Source organism: Kitasatospora arboriphila (genome assembly GCF_039528095.1).
GTDB classification, from domain to species: Bacteria; Actinomycetota; Actinomycetes; order Streptomycetales; family Streptomycetaceae; genus Kitasatospora; species Kitasatospora arboriphila.
The window spans coordinates 1-14442 of record NZ_BAAALD010000066.1 but is presented as its reverse complement, the minus strand read 5'-3'; the positions used below and the strand labels follow the sequence as shown (position 1 = coordinate 14442).

At 74.3% G+C, this 14442-nt stretch carries 13 protein-coding genes; 5 read left to right on the top strand and 8 right to left on the bottom strand.

The window, feature by feature from the left end:
• Positions 1 to 25 precede the first annotated feature (25 nt).
• Positions 26 to 670: a DUF5701 family protein gene (locus tag ABD353_RS27600; protein WP_344626395.1), complete on the bottom strand. Its 645-nt coding sequence runs from the start codon at positions 668 to 670 to the stop codon at positions 26 to 28.
• A gap of 69 nt (positions 671 to 739) precedes the next feature.
• Here ABD353_RS27600 and ABD353_RS27595 point away from each other — a divergent pair, with 69 nt between their 5' ends.
• The 3 genes from ABD353_RS27595 (at position 740) to ABD353_RS27585 (ending at position 3264) form a co-directional block, all read left to right on the top strand.
• The gene (locus tag ABD353_RS27595) at positions 740 to 1540 is read left to right on the top strand and encodes a TetR/AcrR family transcriptional regulator C-terminal domain-containing protein (protein ID WP_344626394.1); all 801 of its coding nucleotides are present in this window, start codon (positions 740 to 742) and stop codon (positions 1538 to 1540) included.
• A gap of 98 nt (positions 1541 to 1638) precedes the next feature.
• Positions 1639 to 2646, top strand: coding sequence for an EamA family transporter RarD (gene rarD, locus ABD353_RS27590; RefSeq protein WP_344626393.1), 1008 nt, complete (start codon positions 1639 to 1641; stop codon positions 2644 to 2646).
• A 177-nt stretch (positions 2647 to 2823) separates the two neighbouring features.
• Entirely contained in the window at positions 2824 to 3264 is a 441-nt protein-coding gene (locus ABD353_RS27585; RefSeq protein WP_344626392.1) for a hypothetical protein, read from the top strand.
• A gap of 36 nt (positions 3265 to 3300) precedes the next feature.
• Here ABD353_RS27585 and ABD353_RS27580 read toward each other — a convergent pair whose 3' ends face one another.
• Genes ABD353_RS27580 through ABD353_RS27570 form a run of 3 tightly spaced genes read right to left on the bottom strand, consistent with a single transcriptional unit; the run spans position 3301 to position 6420 of the window.
• Complete coding sequence (locus ABD353_RS27580) at positions 3301 to 4182, bottom strand: ABC transporter permease (RefSeq protein ID WP_344626391.1); 882 nt, start codon at positions 4180 to 4182, stop codon at positions 3301 to 3303.
• A complete protein-coding gene (locus tag ABD353_RS27575; protein ID WP_425555262.1) occupies positions 4169 to 5191 on the bottom strand; it encodes an ABC transporter ATP-binding protein in 1023 nt (340 codons plus the stop codon). Before ABD353_RS27575 ends, ABD353_RS27580 begins: the two co-directional genes overlap by 14 nt.
• 2 nt (positions 5192 to 5193) lie before the next feature.
• Positions 5194 to 6420 carry a LolA family protein gene (locus tag ABD353_RS27570; RefSeq protein WP_344626389.1) on the bottom strand — a complete coding sequence of 409 codons (1227 nt, stop codon included), beginning with the start codon at positions 6418 to 6420 and terminating at the stop codon, positions 5194 to 5196.
• Between the two features lie 334 nt (positions 6421 to 6754).
• On the opposite strand from ABD353_RS27570, the gene ABD353_RS27565 reads away from it, so the two are divergent.
• The gene (locus tag ABD353_RS27565) at positions 6755 to 7852 is read left to right on the top strand and encodes an ADP-ribosylglycohydrolase family protein (protein WP_344626419.1); all 1098 of its coding nucleotides are present in this window, start codon (positions 6755 to 6757) and stop codon (positions 7850 to 7852) included.
• Positions 7853 to 7884: 32 nt separating this feature from the next.
• Here ABD353_RS27565 and ABD353_RS27560 read toward each other — a convergent pair whose 3' ends face one another.
• The 3 genes from ABD353_RS27560 to ABD353_RS27550 all read right to left on the bottom strand — a co-directional run bounded on the left by ABD353_RS27560 (position 7885) and on the right by ABD353_RS27550 (position 10039).
• Entirely contained in the window at positions 7885 to 8094 is a 210-nt protein-coding gene (locus tag ABD353_RS27560; protein ID WP_344626388.1) for a DUF397 domain-containing protein, read from the bottom strand.
• Complete coding sequence (locus tag ABD353_RS27555) at positions 8091 to 8954, bottom strand: helix-turn-helix domain-containing protein (protein ID WP_344626387.1); 864 nt, start codon at positions 8952 to 8954, stop codon at positions 8091 to 8093. Before ABD353_RS27555 ends, ABD353_RS27560 begins: the two co-directional genes overlap by 4 nt.
• Before the next feature lie 356 nt (positions 8955 to 9310).
• A complete protein-coding gene (locus ABD353_RS27550; RefSeq protein WP_344626386.1) occupies positions 9311 to 10039 on the bottom strand; it encodes a GOLPH3/VPS74 family protein in 729 nt (242 codons plus the stop codon).
• 323 nt (positions 10040 to 10362) lie between these two features.
• Here ABD353_RS27550 and ABD353_RS27545 point away from each other — a divergent pair, with 323 nt between their 5' ends.
• Entirely contained in the window at positions 10363 to 13008 is a 2646-nt protein-coding gene (locus ABD353_RS27545) for a D-alanyl-D-alanine carboxypeptidase family protein (protein WP_344626385.1), read from the top strand.
• Between the two features lie 93 nt (positions 13009 to 13101).
• Here the strand turns inward: ABD353_RS27545 and ABD353_RS27540 are convergent, their stop codons facing one another.
• Positions 13102 to 14208, bottom strand: coding sequence for a YhjD/YihY/BrkB family envelope integrity protein (locus ABD353_RS27540; RefSeq protein ID WP_344626384.1), 1107 nt, complete (start codon positions 14206 to 14208; stop codon positions 13102 to 13104).
• Positions 14209 to 14442 lie beyond the last annotated feature (234 nt).

Sequence of the window (14442 nt, the reverse complement as noted above, 5' to 3'; positions counted from 1 at the left end):
GGGCCCGCGGTGCGCCCGTCCGGCCTCAGGCCCGGCCGCCGGCGGAGGCCATGCCGAGCCAGCTGTGCGGGTTGCCCTCCCAGCACCAGCCGAGCTTGGGAGCGCCCTTGCTGATCCACAGCGCGGGCACCCGGCGGTCGCCGCAGCGCGAGGCGCCGAGCGAGAAGCACTTGTTGGTGGCGAGCAGCTCCGGGTACTGGACGACCAGGGCGAGGCCCTCCTCGATCGTCAGCGGGGTGCGGCCGCGGTCGGCGACCACGGCCATCGCGTCCCGCGGTACGGCGCCGCAGAACTCCTCGCCGCGGTCGACGTCCAGCAGCAGGTAGGCCCGGCCGTTCGGCAGCGCCACGGTCGGGGTGAAGCGGGCGAGGTCGCCCTCGGGGTAGTGCCGGTCCACGACCCCCGGGCGCTTGCGGCCGGCGAGCGTGGTCAGCGGCACCACCTCCTCGATCGGCACCACCTCCCTGGTCACCACCAGGACGAACGGCACCCGGCCGCCCTCCGGCGGCGCGCCGGGGCCGGCGGCCGCGCGCAGCGGCTCCAGCAGGGCGGTGAAGCCCTCCTCTGGCAGCCCGGCCAGGGCCGGGTAACCCAGGGCGGTCAGCCGCCGCACCTGTCGGTCGAACTCTCCGTCGACCCCGCCGTCGAACTCTCCGTCGAACGCAGTCATGCGCCTCCCATTCTCCGTACCGCGTACACTATACATAGTACGGAGAAAGGCGGTGGGAGAATTCCGGCCATGTCGAGCGACCGCAGCAGTGCAGGTGATCCGGCGCGCACCCTCGCGCTGCTCTGGGGCGGGGGCGAGGAGCGGCCCGGCCGCCGCGGCCCCCGGCAGGCCAGGACGGTGCCCGAGATCGCCGCCGCCGCGATCGCCCTCGCCGACGCCGAGGCCGTCGCCGCCGTCACCATGCGGGCCGTCGCCCAGCGGCTCGGCCTCTCCCCGATGGCGCTCTACACCTACGTGCCGGGCAAGGCCGAACTCCTCGACCTCATGCTCGACACCGTCTATGCCGCCATGCCCCGCCGCACCCCCGCCGACGGCGGCTGGCGGGCCCGGACGGCCGCCGTCGCCGACGACAACGCCGCCCTGTTCGCCGCCCACCCCTGGGTCGCGGAGGTCGCCACCGGCCGCCCCCCGCTCGGCCCCGGCCTGATGGCCAAGTACGAGTACGAGCTGCGCGCCCTCGAAGGGCTCGGCCTCGGCGACGTCGAGACGGACGCCGCCCTCTCCTTCGTGCTCGGCTTCGTGCACAGCTGCGCCCGGGCCGCCGCCGACGAGCGGGCCGCCGAGCAGGAGAGCGCGATGAACGACGAGCAGTGGTGGGCCGGCAACGCCGACCTGCTCGCCAAGGTCTTCGACCCCGGGCGCTTCCCGACCGCAGCCCGGATCGGCACCGCGGCCGGCGAGGCCCACGGCGCCGCCTCCAGCGCGGCCCACGCCTACGCCTTCGGCCTGCAACGGGTGCTCGACGGGCTGGCCGCGCTCGACCCCGCGGGCCACCGCGGGGGAGACCCCGGCCCGGAACCGGGTGCGTAAGGCAACTGTCATGACCAAAGTGTGGATACGGGCGTGACATCTTCCGCTTCCGCCGCTACCGTCGAGCCGGTACTTGCGCGCGTGAGGGACGGAGCGGCATGAGGGACGAGCACGACACCGGCCGCGGATTCTGGTACGGCGCCGCCGCCTACGGCATGTGGGGCCTCTTCCCGCTCTTCTGGCCCCTGCTGGAGCCCGCCGGAGCCGTCGACATCCTCGCCAACCGGATGGTCTGGTCGCTCGTCGCCGTGCTCCTGATGCTGCTCGTCCAGCGCCGCTGGGCGTGGATCCGCCCGCTGCTCGCCCAGCCCCGCCGCCTCGCCATGGTCGGCCTGGCCGCCGCGGTGGTCTCCGTCAACTGGGGCGTCTACATCTGGGGCGTCAACTCCGGCCACGTCGTCGAGACCAGCCTCGGCTACTTCATCAACCCGCTCGTCACCATCGCCTTCGGCGTCCTGCTGCTGCACGAACGGCTGCGCCGCGCCCAGTGGGCCGCCGTCGGGATCGGCGTCCTCGCCGTCGTCGTCCTCGCCGTCGGCTACGGCCGGCCCCCGTGGATCGCCCTCACCCTCGCCCTCAGCTTCGCCACCTACGGCCTGCTGAAGAAGAAGGTCGCCCTCGGCGGCATGGAGGGCTTCGCGCTCGAGAGCGCCGCGATGTTCCCCTTCGCCCTCGGCTTCCTGATCTGGCTGCAGGTGCGAGGCGAGGGCAGCTTCGGCCACGCCGTCGACGGCAGCTCCGCCTGGGCGCACTCCGGGCTGCTCATGATCAGCGGCCTCATCACCGCCGTCCCGCTGCTGTGCTTCGGCGCCGCCGCCGTCCGCGTCCCGCTCACCACCCTCGGCCTGCTGCAGTACCTCGCACCGGTCTTCCAGTTCCTCATCGGGATCGCCGTCTTCCACGAGTCGATGCCGCCCGCCCGCTGGGCCGGCTTCGCCCTCGTCTGGGCCGCCCTCGCCGTCCTCACCTTCGACGCGCTGCGCCGGATCCGGGCCGACCGGGCCGCCCTCGCCGCAGCGGCCGCGGCAGCCGCCGCGCTGCCCGCGGACGACGTCCCCGAGACCCCCGGAACCACCCCCGGAACGGCCTCGGCCGTCACCCGCTGAGACCGTCCGAACGCGCTCCGCGCAGGGGTCGTTCGCACCGGGAATCCCGCTGTGAAGAAGTCCCCGCCGGATCTCCTCAACCCAGGTCTCGGACTGCTAACGTCCGGGGTGCCACCGCCGCCGGCCGACGGAAACCCCGTTCTGTGCGGGCGCCCGCACGGCCACAGGAGGGTTGTGATGGTCCACCTCACGGGTCAACTCACAGGGCAGCTCGCCCGGCCGTTCCGCCGTGTCGCCACGAGTCCAGGACGCGCCGCCCAGACGCTGCGCGACGCCGCCGACGACCTCCTCGCCCGCGGCGCAGCCCTGCGCCTGCCCGCCGTCCGACGGGAGCTCGACGCCGCCGAGAGCGGCGACCTGCTGGTCACCGGCACCCCCAGCGGGGGCACCGTCCGCATCGAGTGGCAGCGCCACGGCCGCCCCGCGATAACCCTCGACGGCCCGTACCGGCTCGACCGGGTCGACCTCAAGGGCTCCCACCGCGCCCGGCTGTACGGCCTGACCGCCGGCGTCCGCCTGGTCTGCCCCGAGTGGTCGCCGCTCTTCCTGATCGCCCCCGCCCAGCTGCCGGTGCTGGCCTGCGCGGCCGCCGCCTCCCGGATGGTCCCCGTCCGCTGACGGTCCGTCGGCCCCGATCCGGCCGGGCCGGCCGGATCAGACCGTGATGTCCCGTCCGGTGAAGCGCGCCCACGCCGCCGAGCCGAACACCGCCACGTAGACCGCCTGCAGCCCCAGGTTCTCCAGCACGCCGTCCCAGTACATGCGCTCGCGCAGCAGGTCCGAGAAGCTCAGCCACCGGTGGGTGAACAGGAACGGCTGCACCGCGTGCAACTGCGGGAAGCTGTCCAGGATCTGCACCGTGATGACCAGCACCACCGTGGTCGCCATCGCGGCGATGCCACTGCCCGTCAGCGTCGACACGAACAGGCCGACCGCCACCAGCCCGGCCAGCGACAGCGCGACCACCCCGGCCACCAGCACCGCCCGCAGCAGCGCCTCGCCGACCCCGATCGCGTCCCCGGACAGCAGCGTCACCTCGCCCAGCGGGAACAGCGCCGCCCCGGTGGCCAGCGCCGACAGGGCCACCACCCCGGTGGCCGCCAGGCAGAACACCAGCGCCGCGGTGAACTTCGCCGCCAGCAGCCGCGTCCGCCCGGCCGGCGCGACCAGCAGGTAGCGCAGCGTCCCGGTGGCCGCCTCGCCGGCGATCGCGTCCCCCGCCACCACGCCCACCGTCATCGGCAGGAAGACGGGCAAAGTGACGGCCAAGGCCGTAAAGACCAGGAAAAGCCCGTTCTGGGTCACCTGGGCGACGAACGCCGGCCCCTCGCCGCGGCTGCCGCCGGTGTGCACCCGCACCACGACGCCGATCAGCACCGGCAGCGCCGCCAGGATGCCCAGCATCGCGATCGTCCGCGCCCGGCGGAAGGTCATCACCAGCTCACTGGTGAACAGCGCCGCGTACCCCGCCGCTCCCGCCCGGGGCCGGCCCGCCGCCACCGCGGCACCCTGCGGCACCGTCTCAGCCCGCGACATCGAAACCCTCCCCGGTCAGCGCCACGAAGGCGTCCTCCAGCGTGCCCCGCTCCACCGCGAAGCCGCGCACCCGCACCCCCGCACCGACGAGGGCCGCGCACACCGCCGGCAGCGCGTCCTCGCCCTCCGGCGGGAGACCGTCCACCGACCCGTCGGCCGGCCGCAGGTCCGTCACCCCGTGCTCCTTCAGCACCCGGACGGCCTCCTCGACGTCGGCCGTCCGCACGACCAGGCGGCCCTGCGCCCGGGCGGCCAGCTCGGCCACCGTGCCCTGCACCACCAGCCGGCCGCGCGACATCACCGCGGCGTGCGTGCAGACCTGCTCGATCTCGTCCAGCAGGTGCGAGGAGAGGAACACCGTCGTGCCGTCCGCCGCCAGCTCCCGCACCAGCGCGCGGATCTCCCGCATGCCCTGCGGGTCCAGGCCGTTGGTCGGCTCGTCCAGCACCAGCAGCTCCCGCGGCCGCAGCAGCGCCGCCGCCAGCCCGAGCCGCTGCTTCATCCCCAGCGAGTAGCCGCGCGCCTTGCGGCCCGCCGCGGCCGACAGCCCGACCCGCTCCAGCGCGGAGGCCACCCGCTGCTCCCTCGTCCGCGGATCGGCGGTCGGATCGGCCGCGTCGAAGCGCACCAGGTTGGCCCGCCCGGACAGGAACCCGTACAGCGCCGGGCCCTCGATCAGCGCCCCCACCCGGGGCAGCACCGCGCCGACCGACTGCGGCATCGGCGCCCCCAGCACCGACGCCGACCCCGCCGACGGCGCGATCAGGCCCATCAGCATCCGGATCGTCGTCGTCTTGCCGGAGCCGTTCGGGCCGAGGAAGCCGAACACGCTGCCGCGCGGCACCACCAGGTCCAGCCCGTCCACCGCCGTCCGGTCGCCGAACCGCTTGGTCAGGCCGCGGGTGCGGATCACGTCCCCGGACGCGCCGGCGGGGGCCGGGCCCGCGAAGGCCCGACCCCCCGACCGCTCCGCCGGGCCCGACCGCTCCGCAGAAGGGGCGCCGGCCACGGTTACTTCACCCCGGCCGCGTGCTGCAGCACCGGCAGCGTCACCGCACCGGCGAACACCCGGCCGTCGTCCGTCACCAGGACGTTCACCACCTTGGTGCCGATCAGCGTGCCGCCGCCGACCGGCTTGCCGAACGCCTTCACCATGGACAGCGCGCCCTGCGGCCCGCCCTTGGCGCCGTGGCCGCCGCCCTGCCCGGACACCTCGTCGAGCGGCAGCCGGGTCGACACCACGGTCGTCCAGCCCTCGCCCGTCACCTGCACGTCCGGCGCGCCGCCGGCCGGCTTCCCGGACGGCTTGCCGAGCGACGTGCCGCCCGGCAGGCCGTGCCCGGCCGGCACGTCGTCGGCCCGGTGCTCCGTCACCTTCGCGCCCTTCGGCGGGGTGAAGGCGAAGACCGAGGCGGCCGGCCGGTCGAACGACACCTTGCTGTAGTGCACGTCCAGCACCGGACCGCCGGAGGCGGCCGTCGCCTGCACCGAGAGCGGCACCCCGTGCTCCGCGTCCACCGCGATCCGCACCCGGGCGATCGTCGAGCCCTGCCCCTTCGGGGTCAGCGTCAGCCGGTACGCGTCCCGGCCGGCGACCGTCATGGTGCCGTCCACCGCGACCGTCGTGCTGCCCGAGGCGAAGGCCAGGAACTGCTTCGCCGCGTCCTGCGGGGTCACCGGAGCCACCGACGGCCGCTCGGACCGCTTCCCGGCGGCGCCCTGCGGGGCCTTCAGGTGCACGGCCTCGTTGGAGGAGCTGTCCCACGCCCAGACGTCCGTGCCGTTGTGCACCAGCTCGTATCCGGCCAGGTCCTCCACCAGGCCGATCCGCTGCCGGTCCGGGCCGTCCACCGCGACCTGCAGGGTGTGCTGGCCGGCCAGCAGCTCCGCCAGCTTCGCCTGCGGCTGCGCGCCGCCGGAACCCGAGGAACCGCCGGGCGCACCGGAGCCGCCCGCGCCCTGCGCGAACCCGCCCGCCGCGCCGAGCAGCTGGGACGGGACCCCCAGGTCGGCCTTCATCTGGACGGTGCCGGAGAGCGCCTCGGTGTCCGAACCCAGCGCCTTCGCCACCAGCTGCTCCGCCGTCACCGACGGCAGGTTCGGGCCGGAGTCGCTGGCCAGCGCCGGCACCAGGCCGACACCGGCGGCCACCGCCGCCACCACCGCGACCGGGACGGCCACCCGCACCAGCGTCCTGCGGCCGGACCGGTTCGGCGCCCCCTGCTCCTGCTCCGCCATCTCGTTCAACCCCTCCGAGTCGTCGCTTGCTTGCCCTTCCATTAGAGGCGCTGCGGGCCGTCCGGGCATCGCCCCGCAGGGCTGGATCCGGGTACGCCCGTCGTCGCACCCGACCCTGAGGCGGTCTCAGGGTCGGATCGGCCCCCGGTCGTAGCCCGTCCGCGGCGGCGCGCGGCAGGACCGTGCGCGGCCGCGGGACGGCCGGAAGCGGCGCGTGCCGGCGGCGTGGAGGTCCGCCACCCCGACGCCTGCCCGTACGGTTCTTCGAATACAGTGCAGGCTCCTGGCCCGCCGCGGCCGCTGGCCCGCCCCGGACGAAAGGCGAAGACCCGTGATGCCCCTGTGGTCACGTGCGCAGCAGCAGGACTTCCGCAGCCGGGTCCGGGGCTGCCTGCTCGGCGGGGCGGTCGGCGACGCGCTCGGGGCCGGGATCGAGTTCGACTCGCTGGAGAAGATCCGCTCCGCGCACGGACCGCTCGGCGTGACCGGCTACGTGCCCGCGTACGGGCGGCGCGGCGCGGTCACCGACGACACCCAGATGAGCCTGTTCACCCTGGACGGCCTGATCCGCGCGCACATCGGCCGGGACGCCGGCACCTGGCACCCGCCGACCGACGTCCACAAGGCCTACCGGCGCTGGTACGCCACCCAGCAGGACTGGGGCCCGGACGAGCGCCGGGCCGACCTCGGCTGGCTGGGCCGCCAGGAGTGGCTCTACGCCCAGCGGGCGCCCGGCCAGGCCTGCCTCACCGGGCTCTCCGGGCCCGACGCCGAGCAGCTGGGCACCGTCGAGGCGCCCCGCAACCCGCACTCCAAGGGCTGCGGCACGGTCATGCGGGCGGCGCCGTTCGGCCTGCTGACCGCCTGGGACCCGGGCCTGGTCTTCCAGCTCGCGGTGGAGTGCTCCGTCCTGACGCACGGCCACCCGACCGGCTACCTGGCGGCCGGCGCCTTCGCGGTGATCGTCCACACGGTGGCCCGCGGCGGCACGCCGGAGGAGGGCGTGCACCTCGCACTGGCGCTGCTCTCCGAGCGGCCCTCGCACGAGGAGACCACCGCGGCCCTGCGGGCCGCCCTGGACGCCGTCCGGGCCGGCGAGCCCACCGCGGAGCGGGTCGAGGCGCTCGGCGAGGGCTGGGTCGCGGAGGAGGCACTGGCCATCGGCGTCTACTGCGCGCTGGTGGCGGAGGACGTGCGGTCCGGGCTGCTGCTGGCCGTCAACCACTCCGGCGACAGCGACTCCACCGGATCGATCTGCGGGAACCTGCTGGGCGCGCTGCACGGGGAGACGGCGCTGCCCGCCGATCTGGTGGCGGAGCTGGAGGGACGCGGCACGATCCTGGAAATGGCGGACGACTTCGCGCTGGAACTGGTGCACGGGCCCGAACTGCACGGCACCGCGGGCTGGGCGGAGCGCTACCCGGTCGGGTGAGGACCGCCGGGTAGCGCGTCGCGGCGGTGCCGTCAGACCTCGCCGAAGGCACCCGCCGCGACGGCCGTGGTGAAGGCGGCCCAGGCGGCGTTCGAGAACTCCAGTCGGGGGCCCTCCGGGTCCTTGGAGTCGCGTACCGCGATCGAGCGGGTGTCCGGGACGGCGATCTCCACACAGGCGCCGTTGCCGCCGCTGTGGCTGCTCTTGCGCCAGGTCAGATTGGTCGTGGACGTGGTGGTCATTGCTTGAACCCCTCTGCAATGGTGTGCATCAGTGACCGACTGTCCGCGACACTGAGCGCCGCGGCCCGCAGGTGGTCGTACAGATTGGTATAGCGGCGCACGTCGGCCTCCTTCTCCAGGTAGAGATCGCTCGTCACCCCTTCGAAGTAGACAACGGTCGAATCGGCAGACTCGGGGAACTCCATCAGGGAGAATGTGCCGCTCATGCCCGGATGCGCCCCGTGGCTGAACGGGATCACCTGCAGGTTGATGTACGGCCGCTCGCTGAGCGCCAGCAGCTGGCACAGCTGGTCCGCCATGACCGCCCGGCTGCCGACCTCGCGGCGCAGCACCGCCTCGTCTATGACGACCCACAGGCTGCCGAGCCGGTCCTCGCTGTCGCCGTCTATCCGCAGCTGACGCTTCATCCGGACCTCGACCCGGCGCTGCACCGCCTGGGCGTCGTAGTCCGGGAAGGTGCCGGCGACCACGGCCGCCGCGTACTCCCGGGTCTGCAGCAGCCCCGGCACGAACGAGGACTCGTACGCCCGGATCGAGGAGGCCTCCGCCTCCAGGCCGATGTAGACGCTGTACGGGATGTCGCCGAACTCGTGCCACCAGCCGCGCTGGCGGGACTCGCGGGCCATCTCCATCAGCCCGGCGCGGACCCGCTCGTCGGCCACCTCGTACACGTCGCACAGGTCCCTGACGTCACGTTGGCTGATGCTGCGCCGACCGTTCTCCAGTCGGCTGATCTTCGACTGGGAGACCATCAGGCGGCCCGCCACCTCCTCCGCGGTCATGCCCTTGAGCTCGCGCAGGCGCCGGAGTTCGGCGCCGAGCCTGCGGCGGCGCACGGTGGGATTGACGCTGGCGGACACATCGACCTCCGGCCGGACCTCTGGCACAGACGGCAGCGCTGCGCCTCGGAACAGTGTGGAAATTGGTACCAACCCCCCCTGACGTGGAGAGCATGCCATCTTGTCTCTGCTCCATGCGGGCGAATCCTCCCAGCGGACTAGAACAGATCATCGGAAAAGTGTGTAATCGGGATGGCATGCCTTGCACTTGGTCGCCGCGCGCGGTAAAAGCCCGCCTCGGCGCGGTGTCCGCACTCCTACCCCGCCACGGCGCCCCGAACGCCCGGACGGCGGGTGACACGCGGAAGGGCGGCCCGTCCGGCAGTCTTCCTGCCGGACGGGCCGCCCTTCACACACTCACCTACGGCGCGTGCCGATCAACGCGCGCCCACCCGGGTGGCGACCGGGTGCCCGCCCGCGGCCGGCCTCGCCGGCACAGGACGCCCGCCAGCCGCCGGGGCCGCACCGCGGTTCTGCTGGGTCGGCAGACCGTTCTGCACGTCCATCACCGCGTGCGCCACCATCCCGCCGAGCGGGTCGTAGCGGATCAGGTCCCGCAGCCGGGACCGCGAGGAGCGGCCCTCGTTGCCGGGATAGAGGTGCTTGCCCAGACCCACCGCGTGCGCCAGCGCGGCCAGTGCGGCCGTCCGCGGGTCCGGCGGCACGCCGGTGCGGATCGCGGTGTCCAGGCGCTGCTTGATCGCGGCGTTGGTGCAGTCGTCCGCCGCCTGGTAACGCGTCGTCGGCAGCACTCCGCACATCTGGCCCGGCACCGCGGTCACCATGCCGCAGCGCTCCAGGTGCGCCAGGTACGTCTGCCGCAGGCCCAACCGGGGCCCGCCGATCCAGTGCGACGCCCGGACCGCACTGCCGCGCCGTCGCAGCAGTTCCAGGGCGTGGTCGAGGGTCGGATCACCGGTCGGCCGTGCGAGAACCACGGCGATCCGGTCCCCGTCCGGGGCGATGCGTCCGGCCAGGGACAGCTCGACCAGCTGCGCCCCGGCGAGTCCGAGGTCGAGGGTCTGGGGCTGCGCAGTGGTACCCGTGGCCGGGTCCAGTGCGAGCAGCAACAGCTCCTCGGGAATTGTTCTGCGGCTCCTGCCCATCCAAGCCTCCCCGCGTGGATGGAAGACAGCGTGACGCCTCTCACACAGGCTTGTCGAGTACGCCTCCGAATCGTGACCTTGGCACGGCAGGCTGGAACCGGTCCCCCGCGGCCCGGCGTCTGAGCCGGGGACGGGCCCGGGCGGGCAGAAAAACGGCCGGTCGGGCGGGGTGTGCGCGACTGACGCGCCACCGGTGGCGGAGACTGTACAGACATCCCGACGGGACGAGAACCCGTAGGAAAAAATGAAGGATCGGCGCGGCCCTCGGCCCGCCGGCCGAGGCGGGCAGCCGGTCCGCCGGGCGGACGAGGAGGAGAGGGTCAGTGGGCGAGTCCCCCGACACAGGGCGGCGCGACGGGGCGGCCGAGGGTTCGGCGATGAAGGAGGAGACCGTACCGGTGCGCAGCACCGAGTCGGCGAAGGCTCCCGAGTCCGCGGACCGGACCGAGCCCGCGGCCACCACCGAGCCGGAGGCTGCGGAGCCGGACGCCGGTGACGCCACGGCCGACCGGCCGGAGGACGAGGACGCTGACGCAGCGTCCGAGGGCGACGCAGTGTCCGACGGGGAAGCAGAGGACACCGGCGCGTCCGCCGACGACGCGGACGGGGACGGTGACGGGGACGCCGACGCGGACAGCGACACCGACTCCGGTGCCGACTCCGACTCCGACGAGGAGGTCGCCGTCGCGGCGGCCGCTGCGGGCGGCTCCACCGTCCACCTCCGCCTCCCGGCCGGGGACAAGGCCACCACCACGCTCCGGCTGCCGGTGGACAACGCCACCACCGCACTGCGCCTCCCCCCGGAGGTCCGGAAGGCCGCCGCCCCTGCCGCCCCCGCCGCCGGGTCCGCCAAGGCCGCCGAGGTTGCCGAGGCCGGTGACCAGCCGCCGAGCGACGTGACCACCATGCTGAGGCTCCCCGCCGACGCGACCCGCAAGCCCGCCGAGAAGAGCGGCGCGGAGAGGAACGGTGCCGACAAGAGCGGTGCCGACAAGAGCGGCGCCGACAAGAACGGCGTGGAGAAGAACGGTGCGGAGAAGAGCGCTGCCGGGAAGGCGTCCGCGGCGACGCCCGCCCCGGACGCCACCACCGCGCTCCGGCTCCCCGCCGAGGCCCGCAAGGCCGTCGACGCCCCGTCGGCGCCGGCCGCCGGCGAGAAGACCGCCGGCGAGAAGACCGCCGCCGCGAAGCCCGCTGCCCCGGCCGCCGACAAGGACACCGGCACCGGCACTGACGGCGACGGCGACACCGACACCGAGGCCGGTACCGACGCCGGTGCGGCGGATGGCGAGAGCGGGAAGGAGCCCGCGAAGGGCCCGGAGGCCGCCGCCCCCGTCGACAACGCGACCCGCGCGCTGCGCCTCCCCGTCGACAACGCGACCCGCGCGCTCCGCCTCCCTCCCGAGGCCCGTACGCCCGCCGGCGCCTCTCCCGCCGCCTCGGCCGAGGACCCCGACAAGCCCTCGGCGAAGTCCACCGACCCGCGCCTGGCCATGCGGGACAGCCGCGAGGTGGCCGGTGCCGCCCTCAAGGACACCCGCAAGCCGACCGGCAGCCCGGCCCCGGCCCCTGCGGCCGAGCCGGAGCCCCGCCCCGCCCCGCCGCGTCCGGAGTCCCGGCCGACCCCGCCCCCGCCGCCGCCTCCGCTGCCCGTGCCGGACCCGGCCCCCGTGCCGGCGCCCGTCCCGCTGCCGGAGAACACCATCGAGGCGATGGAGGTGCTCGCCACCCTCAGCGCCCGCCCGGCCAGCCCGCTGCGCCGCGCCGCCAAGCGGACGGCGATCTGGAGCGTCTTCCTCGCCTTCGTGCTCGGCATCCTGGTGGTCGTCCAGCTGCTGCGCCCGCTCCCGGACCCGGAGACCAAGCTCGGCCTGCCCACCGGTTTCACCTTCCAGGGCGACCAGCTCGCCGTGGACTGGCCGGCCAAGGGCCAGTCCGCCGCCGCGGTGATCGGGGTCGGCACCGTCGGCAGCTCCGGCGAGCAGACGCCGGTGTCCATCGCCAGCGTCACCAAGGTGATGAACGCCTACCTGATCCTCAAGGCGCACCCGCTCAAGAAGGGCGAGAGCGGCCCGAAGATCAAGGTCGACAAGGCGGCCGCCACCGAGTCCACCGACACGGACCAGTCGCGCGCCCAGCTGACCGAGGGACAGGAGCTCAGCCAGTACCAGGCGCTGGAGCTGCTGATGCTGCCCTCGGCCAACAACGTCGCCCGGCTGCTGGCGCGGTGGGACGCCGGCTCGGAGGAGGCCTTCGTCGCCAAGATGAACGCCGAGGCCGCCAAGCTCGGCATGGGCAGCACCACCTACGCCGACCCGGCCGGTTACAACGACGACACCAAGAGCACCGCGACCGACCAGCTCAAGCTGGCCGAGAAGGCCATGCAGGACGACGTCTTCCGGCAGATCGTCGCCGAGCCGGAGATGCGGTACAACAACGTGCGCATCCCGAACACCAACGACCTGGTCTTCACCGAGCGCGGCAGCGTCATCGGCGTGAAGACGGGCTCCTCCACCGCGGCGCAGTCCGCGCTGATGTGGGCCGCGGTCAAGGAGATCGGCGGCACCAAGCGGACGATCATCGGCGTCACCCTGCGTCAGCCGGCCGTCGCCGGCGTCGACCTGGCCAAGGTCGCCCAGGCACCCAGCCTGAAGATCATCAAGTCGGTGCAGAAGGGCCTCCAGGGCGAGACCCTCGCCAAGCAGGGCCAGGCCGTCGGCCGGGTCGAGGACGGCCTCGGCGGCTCGGTGCCGATCGTCGCGGCCAAGGACCTCACCGTCGCCGGCTGGTCGGGCATCACCGCCACGCTGACCCTGGACGCCACCAAGCTCGGCCACACCGTGAAGGCCGGCACCCAGGTCGGCACCCTCTCCGCGGGCGAGGGCGAGGGCCGGATCGAGGTGCCCGTCACCCTGCAGGGCGACCTGGCCCCGCCGTCCATCCTGTCGAGGCTGACCCGCATCCTCTGACACCTGCGGATCGGACAACCGCGGACCGGAACCGAGGCCCCGCCGTCCCCGCCCTCGCGGCGGGAACGGCGGGGCCTCGCCGTGTCCGGTACCTCAACCGGGGGCCGGGCCCGCCGCGGAGCCCGGCGGGGAGCCGCCGTTCTGTTCCCCTGCCGCCCCCGGTCCGCCTCCGGCCGTTCCCGCCGTTCCCGCCGTTCCCTTCGTCCCCGCCGTGCCGGCTCCTCCGGCCCCTCCGGCCGACCCGGCCGACCCCGTGCCTGCCGGCGCTGCCGCGGCCTCCGGGCCCACCGGGGCCGCCGGTGCTCCCGCCGTCCCGGTGCCCGCCAGGGACCCCGGCGGGGCGGTCGGCTCGACGCCCAGCAGCGCCGCCACCCCCGGTTCCTGCGTCAGCACCCGGCCCAGCGCGATCGCGAACGTCACCGCGGTGAACATCACGATCAGCCAGGACAGCAGCGTGAACACCACCCCGTACGGGCCGAACCGGCTGACGCTCTGCGTCACCGCGTGCGGCAGGTACACCGCGGCCGCCGCGTTCACCCCCACCACGGCCACCCCGCACAGCAGCGCGCCCGGCAGCAGCAGCCGCCAGGCGATCCGCCCGGCGAGCAGCAGGCGCTGCGTCCACCACCAGAGCGCGGCGTCCATCGCGAAGGTCAGCGGGATGCCCAGCCACAGGCCCGCGCCGAAGCCGTCGTGCAGCGCGTGCTGGAACACCAGCACGACCAGCCACACCAGCAGCCAGGTAAGCCAGCGCCAGGCGGTGATCCGGTGCGAGGCCTTCGGCAGCTCCCAGCAGCGTTCGCACACCCGCTGCACGGCGCGGCTCAGCGCGGTCGCCGACAACAGGGTGATGATCACGCCCACCGCGCCGAAGCTCTGCGAGACCTCGTCGTCGTGCCCGGTGTCCAGGAACTGCGCCACCTGCTGCTGCGCCGCCCCCTTCAGGCCGAGCTGATCGCGGAGCGAGGAGACCACGCCCTCCTTGATCGAGGCCGGGGCGAACACCGCCAGTGCCATCAGCGCGGGCAGCGCACTCAGGAAGGCCTGTGCGGCCAGACGGGTGGCGCAGTCCAGCAGATTGACCCGGACGACCTGGTGCAGTGCGCGGCCGATCAGCGGCACGCGGTCGGGTACCGCCTTGAGCGACCTGGCCTTCTCGGCCGCCCTGGCCCGCATCCCCGGCTGCTGAGACGCTGCCACACCGGCTCCCTCCGCGAGCGGGCACCCTGCGTGACCCAGCCCCATGCTCGCCCCGCCGGTGGTGCCCCGCACCCGCTCCGACGGGCGGGGACCTAGTTCGCGTCCGCCTTGCTGCGTGCGCTCCCGCCCGCGCTCCTGCCCGCGTTCTTCGCTCCGCCGGCGACCGCACCGGCGACCGCGCCGGTGATCTTGTCGATGCGGGAGCCGATGCCCCAGGTGGTGACGCGCCAGAGG